Here is a 24,299-nt window from a genome sequence, read left to right on the forward strand (position 1 = left end):
GAGCATACCAGCTGGCCTTGAGCTTCGCGGCGGGGAAGGGTAAAATCTCGCAAAATTATGCAGAAACCCGTGGCCAAGCCGTCAACCCCTACGGAGGTCCTGGCCGTTGAGCTCAGGAGCGTCGCCCAGCGTTTCGGCGACTACCTCAAGGTGGCCCTCGAAAAGACCTACACCAACACCTTCGTCGAAAAGGCCTTGGCCCGCTAAGCGTTCAGGTGCGGGCCCGGTAGCGGCCCCCGGGGAGGGCCTCGGCGAGCCCCAGGAGCTCGAGCTCCGCAAGGCGGGCCAGGACCTCACCGGGGGCCAGCCCGGTTTGGGCCGCGAGGTCGTCGGGAAGGGCCTCGCCGAGCGCCCGCAGGGCCTCGAAGAGGCGGCCGGCCGGCCCCTGGGGTATGGGTCTTGGCGGCGCGGGTTCGGCGCTGGCCCCTAGGGCCTCGAGGAGGTCCTCGGGATCGAGCACCGGGGCGGCGCCGTCCTGGATCAGGCGGTTCGCCCCGCGGCTCTTGGGGTCGGTGGGGCGGCCGGGGACGGCCAGGACCTCGCGTCCGAGCTCGAGCGCGTGGCGGGCGGTGATCAGCGCCCCCGAGCGTTCCGGTGCCTCGACCACCACCACTGCCCGGGTCAGGGCGGCGATGATCCGGTTGCGCCGGGGGAAGTGGGCGGGGTGCGGGCCGGTTTCGAAGGGGAACTCGCTGACCAGCGTGCTCTTTTCCGCAAGCGGCCGGTTTTCCGGAGGATAGACGCGATCCAGCGCGCTGCCCAGGACCGCGACCGACCGCCCCCCCGCCGCCAGGCTGCCGCGGTGCGCGGCGGCGTCGATCCCCAGGGCGAGGCCCGAGACCAGGGCCAGCCCGGCCCGAGCGAGGGCTTTCCCCAGGGCTTTGGCGAACCCCTTCGCCCAGGGGCTCGCCCGGCGGGTCCCGACGATGGCGACGCTCTCCTGCCAGGCGGGCAGGGGGCCGCGGACGAAGAGGGGGACCGGAGGGTCCGCGAGGTGCAAGAGCCCCTCGGGGTAGGCCGCGTCCCAGGGGCCGAGGACCCGAACCCCTTCGCGGCGGGCGCGCTCGAGGAGGGCCTCGGCCTGCCCCCCGGCGCGGGTCGCGCGCCAGGCCCGACGCAGGCCTTCGGGCAAGGCCTCGGGCCCGTGCTCGAAGGCCTGCAAAAAGCGCTTCGGACCCACCCCGGGGGTGAGGGCCAGGGCCAGCCAGTCGCGTGCCGTGGGCATGCCCGTATTCTCCTCGCTTCGGCGCGGGGTAGGCCAGGGAATTTGGCCCTATACTCATCTTTGTGAGTGAAGCGAAGACCTACTCGGGGTTTGTCGCCATCGTCGGCAAGCCCAACGTGGGGAAGTCCACCCTCTTGAACCACCTTCTCGGGGTCAAGGTGGCCCCGATCAGCCCCCGGCCGCAGACCACCCGCAAACAGGTGCGGGGCATCCTGACCGAGGGCAACCGCCAGGCGGTCTTCGTCGACACCCCGGGGCTGCATAAGCCCGAGGACGCGCTCGGCGACTACATCAACGACCAGGTCTACGAGGCCCTCTCCGACGTCAACCAGATCCTCTGGCTGGTGGACCTCCGCCACCCCCCGACCGAGGAGGACGCGATGGTCGCGCGGGCCCTGAAGCCGCTCCTGGGGAAGGTGCCGATCTACCTGATCGGCAACAAGAAGGACGCGGCGCGGTTTCCCGACCGGGCGCTCGAGGCCTACCACGCCCTGCTCCCCGAGATCGAGGAGGTGCGCGCGATCAGCGCTTTGGACCCCAAGGACGTCGCCGAGCTCAAGGCCGAGATCCTCGGCGCCCTGCCCGAAGGGCCCTTCTACTACCCCCCGGACTTCGCCCGTTCCGACCAGCCGCTCGAGGAGTGGATCGCCGAGATCATCCGCGAGGAGGCGATGAAGCGCCTCTTCGAGGAGGTGCCTTACGCGATCGCGGTCAAGGTCGAGGAGGTCGCCGAGCGCGAGAACGGCACGCTCTACGTCCGCGCCGTGCTCTACGTCGAACGCGAGGCGCACAAGCCGATCGTGATCGGAAAAGGCGGGCGCAAGCTGAAGGAGATCGGTCGCGCGGCCAGGAAGCAGCTCGAGACCCTGCTCAACCGCAAGGTCTTCCTGGACCTCGAGGTCAAGGTCTACCCCAAGTGGCGCAAGGACCCCGAGGCGCTGCGGGAGCTCGGCTACCGCTGAGGCTTGCGCGGGCCTGCGATCCCCGCCAAACTGTGGCCATGCCCTGGCTTTTACCCCGCGCCATCACGCCCGACGCCGACCGCCGGTTTGCGCGTTTTCTCGGTGAGCTGAGCGAGCGGCTCGCGGATCCCGCGACCGACCGCAGCGCGCTGGTGCGGGAGGTGCTGGCCGAGGTGCTCTACGCCCGGCCCTACGCCGAGCTGGCCGAGACCGCCCCGCTCGCGGCCCTGGCCCTGGACCCCGATCAGATCACCTTCGAGGCCGAGTACTACGCGGCCACCGATCCGGAGAAGTTTGCTCGGGTCAAGCCGTTGCTCTGGCTTTGGAAGGCCCTGGACCTCACCCCGCTGGGCCAGAGCGTGCACACCGGGGTGCGCCTGCGCGCCACTTTGGCCCCCTTCATCTTCAAGCGGGTGGGCAAGAACCCCAAGTTCTTCCAGAACGTCGAGTTTTCCGTCGGCTACAACCTCGAACTCGGCGACGACGTCGTCGTCCATCGCCATGTCCTGCTCGACGACATCGGCGGGATCACCCTGATGGACGGGGTTTCGATCGCCGACTACGCGAACGTCTACAGCCACACCCACGACGTGCGGGAGCAGGCGGACGTCACCTTGAAGCACACCGTCTTGGGGCGGGGGGTGCGCATCGCCTACCACGCCACCGTGCTCGCCGGGGTGCGCATGGGCGACGACGCGATGGCCGCGGCGCTCAGCCTGGTGAACCGCGACGTGCCCCCGCACGCGATCGTGGCCGGCATCCCCGCCAAGGTGCGGCGGATCAAGGAGCGGCCGGACTGCCCCTATTGCGCGGCCGGCAGGCCGCACCCCTACGAGGCCGTCGCGCGCATGGAGGACCGCAAGGGCAACCCCGATTTCCCGCATTTCCTGCCCCCGGGGCACGGGGTGCGGCGTCCCGAGGACTAGGCCAGGCGGGGGATGAGCGGGATGAGGGCCTTGTGGTCGTCGATGACCGCGGTGGGGCGAACCTCGGACGCACGGGCCTCGTGGCCGGTGTAGAGGACCGCGTAGGGATACCCCGCCCGGTGGGCGCCCTCGATGTCGGTGCGGGGGATGTCCCCGACGTGGAGCGCGCTCTCCGGGGTCACGCCGAGGGGCCCGAGCGCGGTGTGGAAGATCGCTGGGTCGGGCTTGGGGTGGCCGACCTCGTCGGAGAAGGCGAAGCTCTGGAAGTGCCGGTCAAAGCCCTGCTGTTTCAAGAGCTGGCGCAGCACCCGCCCCGGGGTGAGGCCGGTGTCGGAGACGATGCCCAGAGGATAGACCTCGGCGAGGCTGGGGATGGCCTCGAGCGTCCCCGGCAGGGGCGCGAGGTCCCCTTCCAACGCGGCGTCCTCCAGCCGCCGCGCGGTCAGCGCGACCAACCCCTCGTCGAAGGGCAGCCCGAGGACCTTGAACATGTAGGCGACGCGCTCGTAGTTGCCCATCAGCTCGCCCGCCCGCCAGGCCGCGCGAAACGCCCGGGAGGCCGCCTGGTAGGCGTTGCGCACCGCCTTTTCGTCGGCGGGGACCCCCGCCTCGCTGCTGGCGTCGAGGAGGATCTCGTAGCGCTTGGGCAGGACCACGGAGAGAAAGCGCGGCCCTTCGGTGAAGAGGGTTCCCCAAAAATCGAAGGTGATGGCGCGTACCGGCATCTCCCCTCCTTTCCTATGGGCTCAGCCTATCACTCCTCGGACCCCGGCCCGGGCTCGCCTAACCCAAGCCGGGCGTAGATTCGGGGAACGTGGCGGAGGTAGGCCCGGGGGTCGAAGAGCGCGGCGAGGGCCGCGTCGTCGAGGGGAGCGCCGGCCTTGCGCAGGGTCTCGCGAAAGGGGCGGCCGGTCGCCCAGGTGGCCTGTGCCGCTTGCTGCACCAGGCGGTAGGCGGTGTCGCGGGGAAGGCCCGATTCGATCAGGGCGGAGAGGACCCGCTGGCTGTAGACCAGACCATGGGTGCGCTCGAGGTTCGCCCGGATCCGGTCCTCGTGCACGACCAGGTGGGAGAGCAGGCCCTCAAGCCGGCGCAGCGCGTAGTGGGCGAGGGTCGTGGCGTCGGGGAGGACGACCCGCTCCACCGAGCTGTGGCTGATGTCCCGCTCATGCCACAGGGCGACGTTCTCCAGCGCCGTCCCGGCGTACGCGCGGAGCATCCGGGCCACCCCGGTGAGGTTCTCAAACCCCACCGGGTTCTTCTTGTGGGGCATGGCCGAGGACCCCTTTTGCCCGGTCGCGAACCCCTCCTCGACCTCGCCGACCTCGGTGCGGGCGAGGTGGCGCATCTCCACCGCCAGGCGCTCGAGGTCGGCCCCCAGCACCGCGAGGGCGGCGAGCGCCGCGGCGTGCCGGTCGCGGGGGGTGACCTGGGTGGTCACGGGATCGATCGCAAGGCCCAGGGCCTCGGCGACCGCGGCCTCGACCTCGGGGGGGAGCATCGCGTAGTTGCCCACCGCCCCCGAGAGCTTGACCACCGCCACCTCGCGCCGGGCGGCGATCAGCCGCTCGCGGTCCCGGGAGAACGCGGCGTAGGCCCCGGCGAACTTGAGGCCGAAGCTGGTGGGCTCGGCGTGAACCCCGTGGGTGCGCCCCACCGCCGGCAGGTCGCGGTAGCGCAGTGCCTTCTCCCGGAGCGCCCGTCGCACCCCTTCGAGCGCCTCGAGGATCAGGTCGAACGCGACCTTCAAGGCCCAGTTCTGGGCGGTGTCGACGACGTCGGTGCTGGTCAGGCCGAAGTGCAGGTAGCGCTTCACCCTGGCGTCTTCGACCCATGTCCCGAGCACGTCGACGAAGGCCGCGACGTCGTGGCGGGTGACGCGCTCGCGGGCCGCGACCTGGGCGATGAAGGCTGCGTCGATGGGGCGGGCCTTGAGGCCTTCCGCGAGGGCCGCCGCGGTCCCCTTGGGGACGCGGCCCAAGTCTTCCCAGGCAGCCAGGGCCAGCCGCTCGACCTCGGCCCAGCGGCGGAACTTCGCGACCTCGCTCCAGAGCTCGGCCATCTCCGGCGTTTGGTAGCGGGGGATCATCGTCATCGCTCCTTGGGGATGAAAGCGAGCAAAGGCGGTTCGCGGCGCGCGGCCTTGGGACTGTAGAGGCGGATGGCCTCGCCTCCAGCTCCCCGGTGACCGCGGGCCGTGGACCAGACCAGGAGGGCGTGCTGGAACGGGCCCTCCTCGACGGCAAAGACCCAGTAGTCGGCCCCCGAGCCGAGGAGGCGCACGTTGCCGAGCTCTTCGGGGGCGACCGGCGGGCCATCCGCGCCGGGGGTGAGCTCGAGGAGCCAGTCCTCGGGATCCTGTTCGGCCCGGGCCAGGACAACGCTTTCGAAGGTGCGGTCCTCGAGCTTGAGGTGGACGAACGCAAAGAGGAGGAGCGCCGGACGCCGGTCCGTGGCCGGAAGGCGCGCGATCTGGTTCGGGTGGTGGGCCTTGGGCGCGCTGACCAGCGCGCGGGCGGCTTGGGTCCAAGGGCGCGGCCGCCCGGCGAGGCGGTGCGCCGGGTTCGGGGGGGCGGCGGCCAGCGCCAACCCCAGGGCGAAAAGGAGCACGCCGGGCTTCACGGCCATAGCCTATGCTAAAAGGGTGAAGTTCGCGCACCTCCACCAGCACACCCAGTTTTCCCTCCTGGACGGGGCGGCCAAGCTCAAGGACCTGCTCGAGTGGGTCAAGCGGGTCAGCCCCGAGTACCCCGCGCTGGCGATCACCGACCACGGCAACCTCTTCGGGGCCGTGGACTTCTACCGCCTGGCGCACCGGGTGGGGGTCAAGCCGATCTTGGGCTACGAGGCCTACGTCGCCGCCGAGAGCCGGTTCGACCGCAAGCGCCGCCAGGGGCTGGACGGCGGTTACTATCACATCACCCTGCTGGCCAAGAACTTCAAGGGCTACCAGAACCTGGTCAAGCTGGCCAGCCGCGCTTACCTCGAGGGCTTTTACGAAAAGCCGCGCATCGACCGCGAGCTGCTCCGCGAACACGCCGAGGGGCTGATCGTCCTCTCCGGCTGCCTGGGCTCGGAGATCAACCAGTTCCTCCTCGCCGACCGCGAGGACCTCGCCGAGGCCCGGCTCAACGAGTACCTCTCGATCTTCAAGGACGACTTCTACATCGAGATCCAAAACCACGGCCTGGAGGAACAAAAGAAGAACAACGAGGTGCTCAAGGCCTTCGCCAAGAAGTACGGGATCGGGATGGTGGCCACCAACGACGGCCACTACGTCGAGAAGCGGGACGCCGAGGCCCACGAGGTCCTGCTCGCGATCCAGTCCAAGTCCACCTGGGACGACCCGGGACGCTGGAAGTTCCCCTGCGACGAGTTCTACGTCAAGAGCCCGGAGGAGATGCGCAAGGCCCTGCCCCCCGAGGTGTGGGGCGACGAGGTCTTCGACAACACCGTCTTCATCGCCGAGCAGGCCAACGTCGAGCTCCCGATCGACGACAAGAAGCGCTACCGCATTCCCAGGTACCCGGTCCCCGGGGGGAAGTCGGACATCGAGCACCTGCGCGAGCTCACCTTCCTGGGCCTCTTGGACCGTTATCCGGGGCAGCTGACCGAGGACGACTTCCGGGCCCTTCTTCGCGAGGCGGGCCGGGCGGTGCCCCACGGCGACCGCCGGGTCCTGGCCGAGGCGCTTGCCACCTTGAGCAAGGAGGCGCTGGAGGACCTTGAGCGGCGGCTCGCCGCGCGGGCCGAGGCGGATCCCAAGGCGGCGATCCTGGCCCGGGCCCTGTATGAGCTCCGGGTCATCGAGGAGATGGGCTTTCCCGGCTACTTCCTGATCGTCCAGGACTACATCAACTGGGCCAAGTCCAAGGGCATTAGCGTGGGGCCGGGGCGGGGGAGCGCCGCGGGCAGCCTGGTGGCCTACGCGACCCGCATCACCAACATCGACCCCCTGGCCTTCAACCTGCTCTTCGAGCGCTTTTTGAACCCCGCCCGGGTCTCGATGCCGGACATCGACACCGACTTCTCCGACGTCCGCCGCGACGAGGTGATCGAGTACGTGCGCGAGCGCTACGGCGCGGACCGCGTGGCCCAGATCGCGACCTTCGGGACGATGGCCTCGAAGGCGGCGATCAAGGACGTGGCCCGGGTCTTCGGGATCCCCCACAAGCGGGCGGAGGAGATCGCCAAGCTGGTCCCCACCAAGTTCGGCCGCCCAATCCCCTTGAAGGAGGCGATCGAGACCGTCCCCGAGCTGCGGGCGATGATGCAGAACGACCCCGAGGTGCGCCGGGTCCTGGAGATCGCGATGCGCCTCGAAGGCCTGAACCGCCACGCCTCGGTGCACGCCGCCGGGGTGGTGATCGGCGAGGAGCCCCTGACCGAACTGGTCCCGCTGATGCGCGAGACCGGGGGCGGGGAGAAGATCATCACCCAGTACGACATGAACGCGGTCGAGGCCCTGGGGCTCTTGAAGATGGACTTCTTGGGCCTGAGGACGCTCTCCTTCTTGGAGGAGGCGGCGCGCATCGTGCGGGAGTCGGAGGGCGACGTGCTGGACTACGACCGGCTCCCCCTCGATGACCGGGCGACCTTCGAGATGCTCACCCGGGGGGAGACCAAGGGCGTCTTCCAGCTCGAGGGCTCGGGGATGACCGCCACCGTCAAGGCCTTCAAGCCGGAGCGCATCCACGACCTGATCGCGATCCTCGCCCTCTACCGGCCGGGGCCGATGGACAACATCCCCACCTACCTGCGCCGCAAGCACGGCAAGGAGCCGGTCAGCTACCGCGAGTTCCCCCACGCCGAGAAGTACCTGCGGCCGATCCTCGAGGAGACCTACGGCATCCCCGTGTATCAGGAGCAGATCATGCAGATCGCTTCCCGGGTCGCGGGGTACAGCCTGGGTGAGGCGGACCTCCTGCGCCGGGCCATGGGCAAGAAGAAGGTCGAGGAGATGAAGGCCCACCGCGAGCGCTTCTTGCGCGGCGCGGCGGAGCGGGGGGTGCCCGAGGAGGAGGCCGGGCGTCTCTTCGACATGCTCGAGGCCTTCGCCAACTACGGCTTCAACAAGTCCCACGCTGCGGCCTACGCCTTGATCGCCTACCAGACCGCCTACGTCAAGGCCCACTACCCGGTGGCGTTCATGGCCGCGCTGCTCACGGTCGAGCGCAAGAACTCGGACAAGGTCGCCGAGTACATCCGCGACGCCCGGGTGATGGGCATCCCCGTGCGCCCCCCGGAGATCAACCGCTCGGGTTTCGACTTCCGCGTCGAGGGACGGGAGATCCTCTTTGGCCTCTCGGCGGTGAAGAACGTCGGGGAGGGGGCGGTGGAGGCGATCTTGAAGGAGCGCGAGCGCGGCGGGCCGTTCAAGAGCTTCGCCGACTTCCTCAAGCGGGTCGACCTGCAGCAGGTCAACAAGCGCGCGGTCGAGTCCCTGATCCGCGCCGGGGCCTTCGACGCCTTCGGCGAGCGGGGGGCGATGCTGGCCGGGCTCGAGGACCTGCTCAAGTGGGCCGCGGCGGAGCAGACCCGGGGTCAGATGGGCGTTTCGGGCCTGTTCGACGACGCGCTCGAACCCCCTCTGCCCGAGGTCCCGCCGCTTCCCGAGGTGGAGCGGCTGAAGATGGAAAAGGAGGCCCTCGGGATCTACGTCACCGGCCATCCCCTCAAGCACTACCCGGGGCTCAGCGAGGCCGCCTCCACCCCGATCGCCGGCCTCGCCGCGTACTACGCCAGGGAGGCCAAAGGTGGACGCCGGCTGCGGCTGGTGCTCTCGGGGATGGTCGAGGACGTCAGCCGCAAGCCCACCAAGTCCGGGGGGATGATGGCCAAGTTCCGCCTCGCGGACGAGAGCGGGGCGGTCGAGGTGGTGGCCTTCGGCCGGGCCTACGAGCGCATCTCCCCGCGCCTCAAGGAGGACGAGCCGGTGGCGGTCGTCGCCAGCGTTGAGCCCGAGGCCGAGGGAGAGAGCTTCCGGGTGATCGCCGAGGACCTGATCCACGCCGACGAGCTCGAGGGCCTGCCCCAGGTCTTGCGGCTGGAGCTCTCCCTGGAGGCGCTGACCGAGGCGCGCATGATCGACCTGCGCAGCCTGCTCGATCTGCACCCCGGCCCCCATCCGCTGGAGATCCGCCTCAAAGGTCCGGGGGGCTGGGCGCTCTTCGAGGCCGCCGAGGTGCGGGTGGCGGCGTCGGCGCTTTCGGCCCTCAGGGAACAGGGGGTCGAGGCCCGCTTCCTGCCCAACCGCGAGGCGCTCCTCGCCCGTCGCGAGACCGGCGGGGAGGCCGCGGTGCCGTTTTGACCTAGGCGTTCAGCGGCCGGTCCTCGTGCTCCGGAAAGAGGCCGTCCTCCCAGGCCAGTTCGACCAGCTCGATCAGGGCCTCGACCGGGATCCGGTGCTGGCGGGCGAGCCGGGCGATGCGCTTGCCCAGCGCCCGCACGAAGGCCGCGCCGCGGTCGTCGTACTCCTCCTCGAGCAGGCCGATCAGCCAGCTGACGAGCTCCTGGGCGTCTGCGTCGCTCAGACCCTCGGTGAGGGACTCGTCTTCGAGCAGGGCGTCAATGAGGTGTTCGAGCATAGAGGATCTCGTCCTTTCGCACCCAGCCGAGCCGGCTGCGCACCAGGCCTTCGAGGTACTCGGGGTCGTCGGCGTGGGCCAGCTCCGCGCGCAGCTCCCGGACCTCGGCCCAGAGGGCGGCGTTTTTCGCCTCCAGCGCTTGAATCGAGCGCTCCAGCATCCACCAGCGCCAGGCTTCGAGGCCGATCAGCCCCACCGCCTGGAGAACGCCCAGGGCGAAGAAGAGGCGCATCAGGCGGTGACCGGGTCGGGTGCCGCGCATGTTCCTTACTATAGCCCTCATCTGCCTCGTTGCTTCGTGCGCTATGCTGGAATGGATTGGAGGTGTATTCCGTGCCACGCATTAGGGAAAAGCGTGACGTCTACCGGGAGCGCTTGAAGCAAAGGGGCCTGCGCCACACCCAGCCGCGCGAGCGCATCCTGGCTTTTTTGGACCGCAAGAACGTGCACCCCACGCCCGAGGAACTCTACCGGGGGCTGCGCAAGAAGGGCTTCGACATCGGGCTCTCCACGATCTACCTCAACCTGCACGTCCTCCGCGACGTGGGGTTGGTGCGCGAGTTCAAGGATCCCAAGGGAGTCACCCGCTACGACGGCTGGTCCAAGCCGCATCACCACCTCTTCTGTCGCAGCTGTGGCCGGGTGGAGGACCTCCCGGCGGAGGCTGCGCCCGACCCCCTGGCCGAGAAGGAGGCGCTCGAGGCCGCCACCCAGTGGCGGTTGGAGGACGCGCAGATCACCTACTGGGGCCTGTGCCCGCGCTGCAAAGGGGAAGCCTAGCCGCCTGATCCAGGGGCACCCAGCGGGCGTCGATCAGCGGCGTCCGCGGGTCCAGGACGCAGCCCCGCTCGGGGTCCAAGGGTACCCAGGCGTAGCGGCCGCTGGGCAGCACCGCCACCGGTTCGCGTCCGGTGCGGAAGTAGGCGGCCACGCCACCCGGCCTGGGGACCCCGTCCAACAGGTCTATCTTTACCCTGGTCAGCCCCGGGGGTGGCTCGGGCTCCGCTGCTGGTCGGCCACGCATCGCCTCCTCGACGAAGCGCCGCCAGATCGGTGGAACCAGGACCGAGGAGGAGGGCTCCTTGCCGTTCCAGCGCAGGGGCTCGTTGTCGTCCCGGCCCATCCAGACCGCGGCGACCAGGCCCGGCGTGCCCCCGACGAACCAGAGGTCCCGGGCCTCGTTCGAGGTGCCGGTCTTGCCCCCGACCACCCGCCCGGGGATGCGCGCCCGCCAGGCCAGGCTCTTCTTGCCGAAGGGATCGGGGTCGTAGACGTAGCCCTTGAGCAGGTCCCAGCCGATATAGGCGGTCTTTTCGTCGAAGACCTGCTTCCGCACCGGATGCGCTGCGTAGAGCAGGTGGCCGTTTTGGTCCTCGACGCGCCGCAGGAGCTCGGGGTTGGGCACCTTGCCGCCCTCGAGGAAGGCCGCGTAGGCGCTCGCCATTTGCAAGGGGTTGGCCCCCACCGCGCCGATCGCGATCGCCAGGCTGGGGTGGGGAGGGAGCTTGAAGCCCAGCGCCGTTAGCTTCGCCGCGAGCCGGGGCACCCCGATCGCCTCGGCGGTGAGCACCGCGGGAATGTTGAGCGAGCGGTCCAGGGCGTAGCGCACCGTGACCGGGCGGTTCAGGAAGGTGCCGGAGAAGTTCTTGGGCTTCCACACGCCGTCCGGCTGGCTGGGGTCCTTGAACTCGACCTCGCGGTCCCAGACCGGGCTGGCCTGGGTCCATCCGGCCTCGATCGCGGTCGCGTAGACGAAGGGTTTGACCGCCGACCCCGGGGAGCGCTCGATCTGGGTGGCGCGGTTGTACTCCCCCTTGGTGTCGGGGAGCGCCCCCAGCATCGCCAGCACCTCCCCGCTCTCGGGGTCCATCCCCACCAGGGCGAGCTGCGCGCCATCGGCCAAAAGCCCTGCCTTCTGCGCGTAGCGGGCAGCGTTTTCGGCGGCGTTTTGCATCCCCAGGTCCAGGGTCGTGATCACCTTCAGGCCGCCCTGGCCGAAGACCCGCTCGCGGCCGAAGCGGCGGATCAACGCCTTGCGCACCTCGAGGACGAAGCGGGGCGCGATCTCCGCGGCCAGGTCGGGGAGGACCTGGGCCTTGGGGTCGGTGAGCTTGGCCTCGAGGAGGCGCCCCGCGTCGTCGTACTTGGCCGTCCAGCCGCGGGGAACGAGCGGGGCCTTGAGCGCGGCCGCGGCTTCTTCGCGGCTGATCCAGCCTTCCGCCAGCATCTGGCGGATCAGGTGGCGGCTGCGGCGCAGGGTGCCCGCGAGGTCGCGGTAGCGGGCGTTGGGGGCGGGGATGAGCGAGGCCAGGTAGGCCCCTTCGGCGAGGGAGAGGGCGCTGGGGTCCTTGCCGAAGTAGGCCTCGCTGGCGGCGGCGATCCCGGTCAGGTTGCCGCCCCAAAAGGCGACGTTGAGGTACATTCCGAGGATCTCTTCCTTGGTGTAGCGGCGCTCCAGCTCGATGGCCAGCAGGAACTCCTTGAACTTGCGCTCGATCGAGCGCCGGGTGGCGAGTTCCTTGAGGAGGGTGTTCTTGATCACCTGGGTGGTGATCGTGCTGCCCCCTTGCAGGTCGCCCTGCAGGGTGCGCCAGAGCGCCCCTAAAAAGCGCACCCAGTCGATCCCGTGGTGTTGGAAAAAGCGCCGGTCTTCGCTGGCTACCACCGCGGCGATCGCCGCCGGGGAGACCTCGTCGAGGGCCACCAGGCGGCGCCGCAAGGCCCGCCCTTCCTCGACCGAGGCCAGGGTGGCGATCGGGGTCCCGTCGCGGGCCATCAGGGTGGTGGTCGAGGTCAGGCGCAGGGACTCGAACGCGACCATGCTGGGGAGGTCGCGGCTCCAGCGCCAGGCCACCAGGAGGCCGCCGAGGACCAGTCCGGTGATCACGGCGGCGAGGGCGTAGAGGGCGATGCGCAGCGGTCGGCTCATTCTCGCTGGTGGGGCGGATGGTGCTCGATGGTGCGGCGGGCGAAGCGGGCGAAGCTGCGACCGGTGATCGGCTTCTCGAGGACCGCGTCCACCTTGGCCATGCGGGCGGCGATCTCCAGACGCTCGTTCTTGGCGCTGGTGAGGAAGACCACGGGCACGTCGCGCAGCCGCCTGACGCGTTTGATCCGCCAGGCCAGGTCCAGCGGCCCGAGCTCGCCCTTGATCTCCTCGTCGATGACGATGAGGTCCGGGGTGTGCTCCTTGAGGTAGGTCAGCGCTTCCTTGGCGCCGGCCACCGAGGTGGCGCGCATCCCTTCGGACTCCAAAGAGATCTCCAGCAGGGCGCGAAAGGTGCCCTTGGCGCTGACCACTAACGCCTCCACGCCTCTACTCTACCGCGACTTGGTGAAGGGGGGTTAAAAAAGATGGCTGGGGCGCGTGGACTCGAACCACGACCGGCGGATCCAAAGTCCGCTGTCCTACCATTAGACGACGCCCCAAAGCCGTGTTCATCATAGGAAAGGGGGTTTTTCCTGTCAATGCTAGAATGAACGGGATGGCCGAAGACGTTTGGGCTGCGCTCGCCGCCCCCTTTCCCGCGGATGAGATCCAGTGGCGCGTGGAGGCCCTTTCCAAGGACAAAAAGCGCGCGCTCGTGGTCCCCTACGTCGACGCCCGGGCGGTGCTGGATCGCCTGGACCAGGTCGTGGGGCCGGAGCACTGGACCGACGCCTATGAGGTGCTCCTGGCCAAGGAGCGCCTCTTCGCCGCGAAGTGCCGGCTCAGCGTCCTGGGGGTGACCAAGGAAGACGTCGGCGAGGGCGACTCCCTCAAGGCGGCGTTCTCCGATGCCCTGAAGCGGGCCGCGGTGAAGTTCGGCGTCGGGCGCCACCTCTACCGCATCGGCAAGGCCTGGGTGGACTACGACGAGACGACCGGCCGCTTTACGCCCCCCAAGCCGGTGGAGAAAAAGCCAGACCCTAAGGAGCTGATCGACCGCTTGGTGGACGCCCTGCGGGCCAAGGGCAAGGGCGCGGAGGCGGCGAAGCTGATCCAGAAGTACGGCGGCTACGGCCGCACCCCGGAGGAGGCCCGCGAGCTCTACCGCGAGCTGCGAGCGCGCCTGAAGGAATGATCAAGGTCGTCGCGATCGGGGACGTTCACGCCGCGTTCGACAAGCTCTGGGGGGCGTTGCGGGCGGCCTACGCCGCCGACGCCGAAGGCCGGCCCACGCCGGCCCTCAAGGAGGGGCGCATCCAGGTGGTCCTCCTCGGGGATCTGGTTCACCCCAAGACCCACGACGCCTACGTGCGGCTCACCGGCCTACCCGATTACGACTTTCGCAACCCCGAGCACTTGAAACGCGCGGCCCGCGCCCAGATCGCCGAGCTCTTGCGCCTCAAGCGCTTCGCCGCCGAGGCCGCGGGCCGGGTGGTCATCCTCATGGGTAACCACGACCACGCCGCGGTGCACCACGACGTCCTCCTCGGCAACGCGCACGGGATCGAGCACCGGGAGTTCGACCCCCACTACGGCGGGCAACCCCTTCCCCCGGGGATCGCCGACTGGTTCCTCTCCTTCCCCTTGGAGCACGAGATCGAGCGGGTGCACTTCGCCCACGTCGGCCCCCTGCCCTGGATGAACACCTACGACCCCTACTTCTATCAGAGCGACGACGCCAAGACCTGGTGGCGGCGCACCCCCGACTACGTCGCCCGCCGGGGCTACCGGCTCGGGGTCTACGGTCACACCTCGGTGGACGAGATCCTGATCGACGAGGCGCACGGGGTGGTCCTCGCCGACGCGCTCGAGCGCGGCCAGTTCTTCGAGGTCTTCCTCGGGGAGGCCCTGCGCTACCGGGCGGTGCGCTTTGCCTGAGGACCCCCGCACCCGCGCCGGCGCCCGGGCCCTCTTGGCCCGGCTCGGTGGCCGGGCGAAGAAGGCGCTGGGCCAGCACTTCCTCGTCGAGCCCGCGGTCTACGCGCGGATGCTCGAGGCCGCCGGGGTGCGCCCGGGGGACCGGGTCTACGAGGTCGGCCCCGGGCTCGGCGGGCTCACCCAGAGCCTCGTCGAGGCTGGGGCGCGGGTCGTCGCCATCGAGAAGGACGAGGCGCTCTTGCCCCACCTGCGCGCGCGCTTTGCCGAGGCGGACCTCGAGCTCGTCCCCGGGGACGCCCGTGCCTTCCCCTGGGAGACGGTTCCCGAGGGCAGCCTCTTCGTCGCCAACCTCCCCTACAACGCGGGCACCCGGATCCTCTTCGATGCCCTGGCGTCGGGGCGCTTTCGCACCCTGGTGGCGATGCTCCAGCGCGAGGTCGCGGACCGGCTGGTGGCCCGCCCTGGCACCAAGGCCTATGGCCCGCTGACGCTCAAAGTCCAGCACCTGGCCGAGGCCGAGCGTCTTTTCGACGTCGCTCCGGGGAGCTTTTACCCGCCCCCCAAGGTGACCTCGAGCGTGGTGCGGCTTCGGCCCAAGGGAACCGAGCTCGATTTCGGGTACGCCCGTTTCCTGGACCAGGCCTTTGCCCAGCGAAGGAAGACCCTGCGAAAGAACCTCGAGGCCGCGGGCTATCCCCGCGAGAGGGTCCTGGAGGCCCTGGCCGAGCTGGGCCTGGACCCCCGGGTGCGGGCCGAGGCCCTGTCCCCCGAGGCGTTGAAGGCGCTCTATACCCGCCTCAGCCGTCCGTCTTCGAACGCATAGCGGGGCGCTTCGACGCCCGGGAGCGGACGGTGGGTGATCCACAGCACGCTCTTGCCCGCGAGGGAGGGGAGCAGGGTGCCGAGGACGGCGCGCTCGGTCTCGGCGTCGAGGCCCTCGGTGGGTTCGTCGAGGATCCAGATGGGGCTGTCCTTGAGGAGGGCCCGCGCCAGGGCCAGGCGCCGCGCCTCGCCCCCGGAGGGCACCACCCCGCCGGGTCCCATCCAGGTGTCGAGCCCTTCCTTGAGCGTCTTCGCCCAGCGATCCAGGGCGACGCGCCGTAGGGCGCGCCAGAGCGTCGCGTCGTCGGCGTCCGGGCGTCCCAGCGCCAGGTTGTCGCGCAGGCTGCCGGTGAAGATCGCCGGTCGCTGGTCGAGGTAGAGCACCCGCGCGCGCACGTCCTTTCCACGTAGGTCGGCGACCGGAACGCCCCCGATGCGCGCTTGTCCTTGCTCCGGCAGGAGGAACCGCAGGAGGGTCCACGCGAGGGTGCTCTTGCCAGCGCCGCTGGGGCCTACCACCACCGCCTGCCGTCCTTCGGGAAGCGCGAGCTCGACGCCCTTCAGCGTGGGCGCCGTCGCGTTGGGGTAGCGCGCCCAAAGCGCGTCGAGGCGCACCGCGTGGCCCTTGGGCGGCGGTGCAGGCGTTTGCGGGTCGGGCGCGGGCAGAGGGAGGCTGAGCAGCTCGCGCACGCTTCGCCAAGCCCGTTCCGCCTCCGCGATCAGCGGCCCCGCTCCGGCGAGGGGGCGAAGGGCCTCGAAGGCCGCGAAGCCAGCGAGCGCCACCCCGGGCAGCCAGGGCGCCGGGAGCGTTCCCAGGGAGACCGCCTCGGCGCCAGCGAAGAAGAGCCAGGCCAGTGCCGCGCCGGCGGCCAGCTCCAGCCCTCCCTCCAGCGCTCCCTTGATCCAGGCTTCGCGCTGCTCCAGACGGGCGATCTTCTCGGCCTGGGCCTCGACGATCCTTTGCTGCTCCTCGGCCCGGCCAGCGACCAGGAGTTCGGTGAGCCCCTCGGTGAGTTGAAAGGCGGCCTGGCGGAGCGCGCGGCTTGCGGCGTGGCGCTTGTGAACCGGCGCCACGCCGAGGCGCCAGCCCAGGAAGGGGAGGCCGACGAGGGTCAGGCCGTAGGGGATCCCGAAGGCGAGGGCCAGCTCCGCGCCGCCCCAGTGGATCAAGGCCAGGCTGACCAGGAGGCCGGTGCCGATGGCCGCGATCATCGGGATGAGCACGCGCACGGGAAGGGGCTCGAGCCGGCCGACGTCGGCGAGCATCCGCTCTTGCAGGTCGCCGCTGGCCAGGCCCTTGGCCGCGGTGGGGACGAGGGGGGCAAGCCGGGAGAACACCCGGACCCGCAGCGCGGCCAGGTAACGAAACGTGGCGTCGTGGGCAAAGAGGCGTTCGGCGTAGCGGAAGACCCCTCGAAAGGTCCCAAAAAACCGCACCCCGGTGACCCAGAGCATCAGGGTGTAGAGGGGAGGATGCAGCGCGGCGAGCGCCAAAAGCGTGCTCGCCGTGGCCATCAGCCCGACGCTGGCGAGCACGGTGAGCGTCGCCGCGACGGCGGCGATCATCCAGGTGGCGGGGTTAGCGCGCATGGGGCACCTCTTCTTGGAGCCTGCCGTCGACCAAGCTGAGCCGCCGGTCCGCGGCGCGAATGAGCGCGTCCCGGTGGGCTACGGCGAGGATGGGGACGTTGCGACGCTTGAGCGCCTTGAGGCCCAGGAGGACCCGGCGTTCACTCTCGGGGTCGAGGTGGGCGGTGGGCTCGTCGAGCAGGATGGCCTCAGGGCGTTTGAGAAAGGCCCGTGCCAGTGAAAGCCGCTGTTGTTCGCCTCCGGAAAGGCCGAGGCCACCCTCCCCGATCGGGGTGTCGAGGCCCTCGGGGAGCCGGGCCACGACCTCGATGAGCCCGGACAGGCGCAGGGCTTCCTCGAGCTCCTCGTCGCTGGCGCTGGGCCGGGCCAGGCGCAGGTTGTCGCGCAGGGTTCCTCGGAAGAGGAAGGGGGTCTGGGGCATGAAGGCGAAGCGTTCGGGGTGGACCGGGCGGCCGTTCAGGCAAACCTCCCCGGTTTCAGGGTCCAAAAGCCCCAGAATGAGCTTCAAAAGGGTGGATTTTCCTGCCCCGCTCGGACCGGTCAGCACGACCAGTTCCCCCGGGGCCACGCTCAAGGAAAGCGAGCGCAGGGCCAGACCGCTCTCCTGGTAGCGGAAGCTGACGTCGGTCAGGGTGAGCCCGGCCTGAGGGGGGGCGGCGCAGCGACGGGCCGGGGAAGGGGCAGGAAGCACCTCCAGGGCTTGGAGCCGCTTCGTCGCGTCCTTCGCCGACTGCGCCGGATGGAACTGGGCGCCGAGGTTGCGCAGCGGCCCGTAGTACTCCGGGGCCAGGAGCAGGATCAAGAACGCGGTCGCGTAGTCCAGCTTCGCCGCGAGGAGCCTGAGGCCCACCTCGACCGCGATCACCGCGGTGGACAGCGTGGCCAACAGCTCGAGGACCAGGGCGGAGAGGAACGCCACCCGCAGCACGCTCAGCGTCGCCTCGCGGTGGGCTTCGGAAAGCTGCTTTAGCCGCTCCAGCGCGAGCCGCTCCGCGCCGAGGGCCCGCAGCGTGGTCAGGCCCTTGATCGCGTCGGAAAAGTAGTTGCCCAAGGCGAAGAGGGCCCGCCATTGACGCGCGGTGACCCCTTCCGCCCACCGCCCGATCAGGATCATGAAGACCGGGATCAAGGGGGCCGTGATCAGCAAGACCACCGCGCTCAGCGGCTCCTTGCTGAACACGAAGATCAAAAGGGCCAGGGGGATCGCCCCCGCCTCCACGAGCGCGGGGAGGTAGCCGCGCACGTAGGCGTCGACGCCCTCCACCACGTCGGTGAGGGTGATCGCCAGCTCGGACGGACCGCGGGCCACGCGTTCGGGGCCCACCTTGACCAGGTGGGCGCTAAGGCCCGCCCTGAGGTCTGCCTTGACCCGGGCGGCGAGGGTCCCGGCGGCGCCGTGGCCCAGGCCTCGGGCCAGAGCAAGACCGAGGCTGGCGAGCAACAAAGCCCCGGCATACCCCTTCAAGGCTTCCGCCGGCCTCCCCAGGAGGAAGGCTGCCTGCACGCCCTGGACGAGGAGCCAGGCCCGAGCCACGGTCAGGACCCCGGCGACCAGGGGGGCCCCCAGCGCCAGGGTCAAGAGCAAGGGCCTACGCGTGAGCTTGGGCAGCAGGTAGGCCACTAATACCCGTCGCCTCCCAGGCCGACCCGACCGCGAAACACCCAGTACGTCCAGCCCTGGTAGAGCAAGACCAAGGGCGTGAAGACCAGGGCGACCCAGGTCATCACCCGCAGCGTGTAGGGGCTGGCCGCGGCGTTGTACACGGTGAGGCTCCACGCGGGGTTCAAGCTGGAGGGCATGACATTGGGATAGAGCCCGGCGAACACGGCGGCGGTGGCCAGGAGCACGCCGGCTCCAATGCTCCAGAAGGCCAGGCCGTCGTGATCGCGCCTCCGGGCATAGAGGCCCAGCGCCAGCGCCAGGGCGGCCGCGATGGCCAGCACCTGGGCGATGCCCGCCGCGTCGCGGGCATAGAGCCCGTAGGCGCCCCCCGCGAGCAGGAAGACCGCGGCCAGGGCCAGCGCGATCGGAACGCTGATTCGAGCGGCGCGTTGGGCGCGCTCGCGCAAGGGCGATTCAAGCTTGAGGGCCAGGAAGTTGGCTCCGTGAACGAGAAAGACCGCCACGGCGGTGATCCCGCCCAGGAGGCCGTAGGGATGGAGCAATGAGAGAAGGTTCCCTTTGTAGTGCATCTCGGGTCCGATGGGAACGCCGTGAACCAGGTTGGCCACGACGACGCCCCAGAGCAGGGCGGGGACCAGGGATCCGGTGAAGATCATCCCGTCCCAGAAGGTCCGCCATGAAGGCGAGGGCGACTTCGAGCGAAACTCGAACCCGACGCCCCTCAGGATGAGCGCGACGAGCATGATGAAGAGCGCCGGGTAGAAGCCCGAGAACATCGTCGCGTACCACTGGGGAAAGGCGGCGAAGATGGCCCCTCCGGCGGTGATCATCCAGACCTCGTTCCCGTCCCAGACCGGACCGATGGTGTTGATCAGGGCGCGGCGCTCGGCGTCGTTCCTGCCCAGGCCGGGGAGCCACATGCCCACGCCGTAATCGAAGCCCTCGAGAAAGAAAAAGCCCATGAAAAGGACGCCTACCAGCACAAACCAGATCGTGTTCAAGTCCATGGCACGCTCCTCTCGTCGCTAGTAGCTGACCGTGGCCGCCTCGCCGGCCTCGGGGTCTTGCTTGGCGTACTTGATCAGCAGGCCCACGTCGATCACGCCCAGGATCAGGTAGAGCAAGGTGAACCCAACGGCGGAGATCAGGACCATGCTGGCGGGCACCACGCTCTCCGGCGTCACCCCCTGGTAGATCGTCAAGAGGTCCTGCACCATCCAGGGCTGACGGCCGAACTCGGTGGTCCACCACCCCGCGGTGTTGGCGATGTAGGGCAAGAGCACCGTCCAGAGGAGCAGCTTGAGGGTGCCGCTCGCCCGCTCAAGGCGCCCCTTCGCGAGCAGCCAGAGGCCCCAGGCGGCGAGGACCAGCATCAGCAGCCCGCTGAGCACCATGGTGCGGAAGCTCCAGAACGTCAGCTTGACCGGGGGGACGTAGTTGCCCGGGCCAAAGCGCGCGGCGTACGCCGCTTGCAAGGAGCGGATGCCCCGGAAGACGCGTTGCCCTTGGGCGTTTTTTGGAGCGTGGGCGAGCCAGGAGAGCACCCCGGGGAGCTCCAGCGCCCAGGTGTTGCGCTGTTCGCGTTCGTCGATCGCCGCCAGCAAGGTCCAGGCCGCGGGTTCCGGCCTGTCCTCCCAGATCGCCTCCATCGCGGCGAACTTCATCGGCTGGTGGCGCACGATGAAGTCCGCTTGGAAATGCCCGATCGCGATGACCAAAAGGGTGCCCAGGAGCCCAGCACCTAAGCCCAGGCGCATCGCGCGGGTGAAGAGCTCCACGCGATGCGCGCGCAAAAGATGCCACGCCGAGACCGCGGCGACGAAGAACCCTGCGGTTGCGAGCGCAGCGAAGAACGTGTGCGGAAACTGCAGCCAGACGTGGGGGTTGAGGACCAGCGCGGGGAAGTCCTCGAGCAGGGCCCGCCCCCCTTCCAGGCGGTAGCCGACCGGGTGCTGCATGAAGGAGTTGGCGATCAAGATCCAAAGCGCCGAGAGGTTGGAGCCGATGGCCACGAGCCAGATGAAGGCCGCGTGCAGGGCCTTGGGCACCTTGTCCCAGGTGAAGAACCACAGCCCCAGGAAGGTCGACTCAAGGAAAAAGGCGAGCAGGGCCTCGATCGCCAGGGGCACGCCGAAGATGTCCCCCATGAACCGCGAATATTCCGACCAGTTCATGCCGAACTGGAACTCCTGGACCAGCCCGGTGACCACCCCCAGCGCGAAGTTGATCATGAAGAGGTGGCCGAAGAACTTGGCCAGGCTGCGGTAGTGGGGGTCCTTGCGCCGGACGTAGAGGGTCTCCATCCAGGCCACGAGCAAGGAAAGCCCCATCGTGAGGGGGACGAAAAAGAAGTGGTAGGTCGTGGTGCTGGCGAACTGAAACCTCGCGAGCGAGAGGGCATCCACAGGTATCACCGGGAGTAGAAATACTTCTCATTCCTGATTTTGCCCAGGGACAAAAATCCTAAGTATCTTTATCGGTGTACTCGGCATCGTGACCGCGCCGGAAACCGGGTATAGTGGGGCAAGTCAAAGCGGGAGGCGTAGATGCGCTTTTTTGTCGTTGGGGACGTATCCGTTGACCTGATCTACCTCGTCGACCGGCTCCCCTCGCCGGGGGAGGAGACGCTGGCCCGGCGGGCGCTGTTCCGGCCCGGAGGGGCGGGCGCGACGATGGCCGCCCACCTCGCCAGCCTCGGCCACACCGCCTTCCTGGCCTCGCGGGTGGGGACCGGCCCGTTTCGCGAGCTGGCCCTGGCCACGGTGCGCGCCACCGGTGTAGAGCTCAAGCACCTGCAGGAGGACCCGGAGGCGGCGACGACCTCGATCCTGGTCTTCCTCCTGCCCGGGGGCGAACGCAGCATGGTGGCCCACGCCGGGGCCAGCCGCAACCTCGACGCCGAGGCCTTCAAACCGCGCAGCCTGGACACGATCGACGCCTTCGTCCTTTCCGCCTACGGGCTCATCGGGGGGCCGCAGCGGGCCTACGCGCTCAAGGCGCTGGGGGCTGCGAAAAAGCGCGGCCTGCCGGTCTTCATCGACCTGGGCAGCGGGGCGGTGCGGGAGGCGGGGGCGGCGATGCTGCCCACCCTGGCCCAGGCCGACTACCTGTTGATGAACCAGGGCGAACTCTTGGCCCTGACCGGAGAAGCCTCGATCAGCGACGGCCTCGCCCGGCTGCGCGAGGCCGGGATCGAGCGGGTGGTGATCAAGGTGGGGCCGATGGGGGCGATCGTCGCCACCCCCGAGGAGGAGGCGCTGGTTGAACCCTACGAGGTCGACGAGGTGGTGGACACGACCGGCGCCGGCGACGCCTTCACCGCGGCCTTCGCCCACGCGGTGATGACCGGCCACGGCCTGGTGGAGGCGGCGCGGATGGGGAACGTGGCCGGGGCGCTGGCGACCACCGCGGTGGGGGCCCAGGGTCGGCTGGTCACCCGGGAGGACCTGGAACGCGCCCTCGCCTCCTAGAGCGAGGCGTAGTAGGTCTTGAGCCGTCTCAGGAAGTCGAGCCCCGCGCGGCTCGACTTCTCCGGGTGGAACTGGGTGGCGACCAAGGGACCCCGTCGGATCCCCGCGGCAAAGGGTACGCCCTCGTAGTGCGCGAGGCCGTCGAGCTCGGGGACGACGGGGGCGAAGTAGGAGTGCACGAAGTAGAAGTGCCGCCCGTTCAGGGGGAAGAAGGGCGAGTTCTCGGAGAAGCCTACCCGGTTCCAGCCCATCTGGGGCACCTTGCGGGTTTGAAAGCGCCGGACCTGGCCACGGATCAGGCCCAGGCCGGGGACCTCCGGGGCCTCCTCGGAGCCCTCAAAAAGGAGCTGCAGCCCCACGCAGATGCCGAAAAAAGGGCGTTCTTGGTCGAGGTGCGCCCGGACCGCCTCGACGAAGCCGGAGCGGCGAAAGGCGTGCATCACCTGGCCGAAGTGCCCCTGGCCGGGGAGGACCAAGAGGTCCTTGCCTTTCGCGCGGGCGGGGTCGCTGACGACCTCCACCGCAAAGCCCGCGGCCTCGAGGGCTTTGGCCGCGCTCCTCAGGTTTCCCGAACCGTAGTCGATGAGCAGGGTCTTCATCGCCGGCTAGAGGAGGGCCTTGGTGCTCGGCAGGTCCTCCCGGGTGAGGCGGGTGGCCTGGTAGAGGGCCCGGCCGAGGGCCTTGAAGCTGGCCTCGATCAGGTGGTGGGCCTCGACGCCGGCCAGGGGCCGGAGGTGCAGGGTGAGCCGGCCGTGCTGGCTGAGGCCCCGTAAGAACTCGCGCAGGTGGAAGACGTCCATGCCCCCGGCCTCGCCGCGGACCTCGAGGGCCTCGGGGAAAAAGCCCAGGTAGGCGCGCCCGGAGAGGTCGAGGGCGACCTGGACCAGGGTCTCGTCCATGGGCACGGTGGCCTCGCCGTAGCGTTCGATCCCCGCGCGGGTCTCGAGTGCCTGGTCCAACGCCATCCCCAGGGTGATCCCGAGGTCCTCGATCAGGTGGTGGGGGCCGGTCTCCAGATCCCCTTTGGCCTCGACCAGGAGGTCGAAACGGCCGTGCTTGGCGAGGGCCCGCAGCATGTGGTCGACGAAGCCCATCCCGGTGTCGACCTCGGCCTTCGGGGGGCCGTCCAGGCCCAGCGCCAGCCGGATCTCGGTCTCTTCGGTGACCCGCTCAACCCTCGCCCTGCGCATCGTCCCCTCCCAGCTCAAAGGCCGCCTTCAAGAAGGCGTCGTTCTCCACCGGCGTGCCGATCGTGACCCGGATGCAGCCCGCAAGCCCCGGCTGGCCGTCGATCCGGCGCACCAAGATGCCCCGGGAAAGGAGGCCCTGGAACGCTGCCTCGGCGTCCGGGGTGCGCACGCAGAGGAAGTTCGCGTGGCTCTTGTAGGGCTTCCAGCTGGGGTGCCCGACCAGCTCCAGGTAGACCCGTTCCCGCTCGCGGCGGATCTTCTCCACCGCCTCGGTCATGTAGCCGGGGTGCTCGAGCGCGACCTTCGCGGCGATCAGGCTGGGCGTGGGGACGCGGAAGGGGGGGAGGAGCTTCTTGACCTCCCCGATCACCTCCGGCGCGCCGAGCATGTAGCCGACCCGCGCCCCGGCGAGCCCCCAGGCCTTGGAGAAGGTGCGGGAGAGCACCACGTGGGGGCGCTCCCGAGCCTCCCTCTTGAAGTCCGCGGGGGCGAACTGGTAGTAGGCCTCGTCGACCACCATCAGCCAGCCCCCCTGCGCCGCGGCCTCGGCCAGGCTGGCGGTGACCTCCGGGGTCCAAAAGCGGCCGGTGGGGGCGTGGGGGTTGGCGAAGAAGAAGACCCCAGGGCCCGCCTCGCGCAGCCGGGCCTCGAGGACCTGGGCGGGCAGCTCGAACTCGGGTCCGAGAGGAACCGTGTCGCGGGGGGTGCCGCTGAGCTCCGCGGCCCAGCGGTAGAGCGAGAAGGAGGGGACGAGGTCCAGGACCTTGACCGCGGCCTGGGCCAAAGCGGTGAGCAGGACGTTCGACCCCGGGGCGACGACGACCCCTTCCACCGGCCAGCCCTCGAAGGTGGCAATGGCCTTGGCCAGCCCCTCGGCGTCCATCTCCGGGTAGCGGTTCAGCGGGGTGCCCGCGACGGCCTTGACGATCTCGGCCTTCAACGCCTCCGGGAGGTCGTAGGGGTTTTCGTTCTGATCGAGTTTGATGGGCGCTCGGTGCTGCGCGTAGGGGTAGGCGGGAAGCGCCGAGACGTGGGGTTTGAAGGCCTGCACGAAGCTGATTTTACCCAAGCCTGGCGCGCCATGGCGAAAGGGGGG

The 24,299-nt window shown here is 69.6% G+C and carries 24 protein-coding genes and 1 tRNA gene; 9 read left to right on the forward strand and 16 right to left on the reverse strand.

The window, feature by feature from the left end; genetic code table 11:
- The first annotated feature begins 57 nt into the window (after positions 1-57).
- The gene (locus tag ACZ48Y_RS00305; protein ID WP_464741025.1) at positions 58-207 is read left to right on the forward strand and encodes a hypothetical protein; all 150 of its coding nucleotides are present in this window, start codon (positions 58-60) and stop codon (positions 205-207) included.
- Positions 208-211: 4 nt separating this feature from the next.
- Here ACZ48Y_RS00305 and dprA read toward each other — a convergent pair whose 3' ends face one another.
- Entirely contained in the window at positions 212-1,225 is a 1,014-nt protein-coding gene (gene dprA / locus ACZ48Y_RS00310) for a DNA-processing protein DprA (RefSeq protein ID WP_464741027.1), read from the reverse strand.
- Between the two features lie 62 nt (positions 1,226-1,287).
- Here dprA and era point away from each other — a divergent pair, with 62 nt between their 5' ends.
- Together era and ACZ48Y_RS00320 are read left to right on the forward strand one after the other, a co-directional pair.
- The gene (gene era, locus ACZ48Y_RS00315; RefSeq protein WP_464741029.1) at positions 1,288-2,187 is read left to right on the forward strand and encodes a GTPase Era; all 900 of its coding nucleotides are present in this window, start codon (positions 1,288-1,290) and stop codon (positions 2,185-2,187) included.
- Positions 2,188-2,225: 38 nt separating this feature from the next.
- Positions 2,226-3,113 (forward strand): acyltransferase, encoded by an 888-nt coding sequence (locus tag ACZ48Y_RS00320; protein ID WP_464741031.1) that lies wholly within the window; start codon positions 2,226-2,228, stop codon positions 3,111-3,113.
- On the opposite strand, the gene ACZ48Y_RS00325 is transcribed toward ACZ48Y_RS00320, so the two are convergent.
- Genes ACZ48Y_RS00325 through ACZ48Y_RS00335 form a run of 3 tightly spaced genes read right to left on the reverse strand, consistent with a single transcriptional unit; the run spans position 3,110 to position 5,735 of the window.
- Positions 3,110-3,838, reverse strand: coding sequence for an HAD family hydrolase (locus ACZ48Y_RS00325; RefSeq protein ID WP_464741033.1), 729 nt, complete (start codon positions 3,836-3,838; stop codon positions 3,110-3,112). The genes ACZ48Y_RS00320 and ACZ48Y_RS00325 overlap by 4 nt on opposite strands.
- A 29-nt stretch (positions 3,839-3,867) precedes the next feature.
- A complete protein-coding gene (purB, locus tag ACZ48Y_RS00330; RefSeq protein ID WP_464741035.1) occupies positions 3,868-5,202 on the reverse strand; it encodes an adenylosuccinate lyase in 1,335 nt (444 codons plus the stop codon).
- A gap of 2 nt (positions 5,203-5,204) precedes the next feature.
- Entirely contained in the window at positions 5,205-5,735 is a 531-nt protein-coding gene (locus tag ACZ48Y_RS00335; protein WP_464741037.1) for a hypothetical protein, read from the reverse strand.
- Between the two features lie 22 nt (positions 5,736-5,757).
- On the opposite strand from ACZ48Y_RS00335, the gene dnaE reads away from it, so the two are divergent.
- Positions 5,758-9,423 (forward strand): DNA polymerase III subunit alpha, encoded by a 3,666-nt coding sequence (dnaE, locus tag ACZ48Y_RS00340; RefSeq protein WP_464741039.1) that lies wholly within the window; start codon positions 5,758-5,760, stop codon positions 9,421-9,423.
- A gap of 1 nt (position 9,424) precedes the next feature.
- Here the strand turns inward: dnaE and ACZ48Y_RS00345 are convergent, their stop codons facing one another.
- Together ACZ48Y_RS00345 and ACZ48Y_RS00350 are read right to left on the reverse strand one after the other, a co-directional pair.
- Positions 9,425-9,700 (reverse strand): hypothetical protein, encoded by a 276-nt coding sequence (locus ACZ48Y_RS00345; RefSeq protein ID WP_464741041.1) that lies wholly within the window; start codon positions 9,698-9,700, stop codon positions 9,425-9,427.
- Positions 9,681-9,962 (reverse strand): FtsB family cell division protein, encoded by a 282-nt coding sequence (locus ACZ48Y_RS00350; protein WP_464741043.1) that lies wholly within the window; start codon positions 9,960-9,962, stop codon positions 9,681-9,683. The genes ACZ48Y_RS00345 and ACZ48Y_RS00350 overlap by 20 nt, the downstream gene beginning before the upstream one ends.
- A 71-nt stretch (positions 9,963-10,033) precedes the next feature.
- Between ACZ48Y_RS00350 and ACZ48Y_RS00355 the strand changes: the two genes are divergently transcribed.
- Positions 10,034-10,480 (forward strand): Fur family transcriptional regulator, encoded by a 447-nt coding sequence (locus tag ACZ48Y_RS00355; protein ID WP_464741045.1) that lies wholly within the window; start codon positions 10,034-10,036, stop codon positions 10,478-10,480.
- Here the strand turns inward: ACZ48Y_RS00355 and ACZ48Y_RS00360 are convergent.
- From ACZ48Y_RS00360 to ACZ48Y_RS00370, 3 genes are all read right to left on the reverse strand, one after another.
- Complete coding sequence (locus ACZ48Y_RS00360) at positions 10,437-12,629, reverse strand: transglycosylase domain-containing protein (RefSeq protein WP_464741047.1); 2,193 nt, start codon at positions 12,627-12,629, stop codon at positions 10,437-10,439. The two genes, ACZ48Y_RS00355 and ACZ48Y_RS00360, sit on opposite strands and share 44 nt — an antisense overlap.
- On the reverse strand, positions 12,626-13,012 hold the full coding sequence (locus ACZ48Y_RS00365; protein ID WP_464741049.1) for a response regulator: 387 nt from the start codon (positions 13,010-13,012) through the stop codon (positions 12,626-12,628). The genes ACZ48Y_RS00360 and ACZ48Y_RS00365 overlap by 4 nt, the downstream gene beginning before the upstream one ends.
- A gap of 43 nt (positions 13,013-13,055) precedes the next feature.
- Positions 13,056-13,129, reverse strand: a tRNA-Gln gene (locus ACZ48Y_RS00370).
- A 56-nt stretch (positions 13,130-13,185) separates the two neighbouring features.
- On the opposite strand from ACZ48Y_RS00370, the gene ACZ48Y_RS00375 reads away from it, so the two are divergent.
- The 3 genes from ACZ48Y_RS00375 to rsmA are packed head-to-tail and all read left to right on the forward strand — an operon-like array spanning position 13,186 to position 15,330.
- Complete coding sequence (locus ACZ48Y_RS00375) at positions 13,186-13,764, forward strand: Rad52/Rad22 family DNA repair protein (protein ID WP_464741051.1); 579 nt, start codon at positions 13,186-13,188, stop codon at positions 13,762-13,764.
- On the forward strand, positions 13,761-14,507 hold the full coding sequence (locus ACZ48Y_RS00380) for a metallophosphoesterase (protein WP_464741053.1): 747 nt from the start codon (positions 13,761-13,763) through the stop codon (positions 14,505-14,507). Before ACZ48Y_RS00375 ends, ACZ48Y_RS00380 begins: the two co-directional genes overlap by 4 nt.
- On the forward strand, positions 14,500-15,330 hold the full coding sequence (gene rsmA, locus ACZ48Y_RS00385; RefSeq protein ID WP_464741055.1) for a 16S rRNA (adenine(1518)-N(6)/adenine(1519)-N(6))-dimethyltransferase RsmA: 831 nt from the start codon (positions 14,500-14,502) through the stop codon (positions 15,328-15,330). The genes ACZ48Y_RS00380 and rsmA overlap by 8 nt, the downstream gene beginning before the upstream one ends.
- On the opposite strand, the gene cydC is transcribed toward rsmA, so the two are convergent.
- From cydC to ACZ48Y_RS00405, 4 genes are read right to left on the reverse strand one after another with little or no spacing between them, the layout of a single operon-like run.
- Complete coding sequence (cydC, locus tag ACZ48Y_RS00390; RefSeq protein WP_464741057.1) at positions 15,294-16,919, reverse strand: thiol reductant ABC exporter subunit CydC; 1,626 nt, start codon at positions 16,917-16,919, stop codon at positions 15,294-15,296. The two genes, rsmA and cydC, sit on opposite strands and share 37 nt — an antisense overlap.
- Positions 16,909-18,540: a thiol reductant ABC exporter subunit CydD gene (gene cydD, locus ACZ48Y_RS00395; RefSeq protein WP_464741059.1), complete on the reverse strand. Its 1,632-nt coding sequence runs from the start codon at positions 18,538-18,540 to the stop codon at positions 16,909-16,911. Before cydD ends, cydC begins: the two co-directional genes overlap by 11 nt.
- Positions 18,540-19,526 (reverse strand): cytochrome d ubiquinol oxidase subunit II, encoded by a 987-nt coding sequence (gene cydB, locus ACZ48Y_RS00400; protein ID WP_464741061.1) that lies wholly within the window; start codon positions 19,524-19,526, stop codon positions 18,540-18,542. The genes cydD and cydB overlap by 1 nt, the downstream gene beginning before the upstream one ends.
- Positions 19,527-19,568: 42 nt before the next feature.
- A complete protein-coding gene (locus ACZ48Y_RS00405; protein WP_464741063.1) occupies positions 19,569-20,957 on the reverse strand; it encodes a cytochrome ubiquinol oxidase subunit I in 1,389 nt (462 codons plus the stop codon).
- Between the two features lie 132 nt (positions 20,958-21,089).
- On the opposite strand from ACZ48Y_RS00405, the gene ACZ48Y_RS00410 reads away from it, so the two are divergent.
- The gene (locus tag ACZ48Y_RS00410; RefSeq protein WP_464741065.1) at positions 21,090-22,013 is read left to right on the forward strand and encodes a carbohydrate kinase family protein; all 924 of its coding nucleotides are present in this window, start codon (positions 21,090-21,092) and stop codon (positions 22,011-22,013) included.
- Here ACZ48Y_RS00410 and hisH read toward each other — a convergent pair.
- From hisH to ACZ48Y_RS00425, 3 genes are read right to left on the reverse strand one after another with little or no spacing between them, the layout of a single operon-like run.
- A complete protein-coding gene (gene hisH / locus ACZ48Y_RS00415) occupies positions 22,010-22,612 on the reverse strand; it encodes an imidazole glycerol phosphate synthase subunit HisH (protein WP_464741067.1) in 603 nt (200 codons plus the stop codon). The two genes, ACZ48Y_RS00410 and hisH, sit on opposite strands and share 4 nt — an antisense overlap.
- A 6-nt stretch (positions 22,613-22,618) precedes the next feature.
- The gene (gene hisB, locus ACZ48Y_RS00420; protein WP_464741069.1) at positions 22,619-23,203 is read right to left on the reverse strand and encodes an imidazoleglycerol-phosphate dehydratase HisB; all 585 of its coding nucleotides are present in this window, start codon (positions 23,201-23,203) and stop codon (positions 22,619-22,621) included.
- Positions 23,184-24,254 carry a pyridoxal phosphate-dependent aminotransferase gene (locus tag ACZ48Y_RS00425; RefSeq protein ID WP_464741071.1) on the reverse strand — a complete coding sequence of 357 codons (1,071 nt, stop codon included), beginning with the start codon at positions 24,252-24,254 and terminating at the stop codon, positions 23,184-23,186. Before ACZ48Y_RS00425 ends, hisB begins: the two co-directional genes overlap by 20 nt.
- Positions 24,255-24,299: the final 45 nt, after the last annotated feature.

The organism is Rhabdothermus arcticus (genome assembly GCF_055382915.1).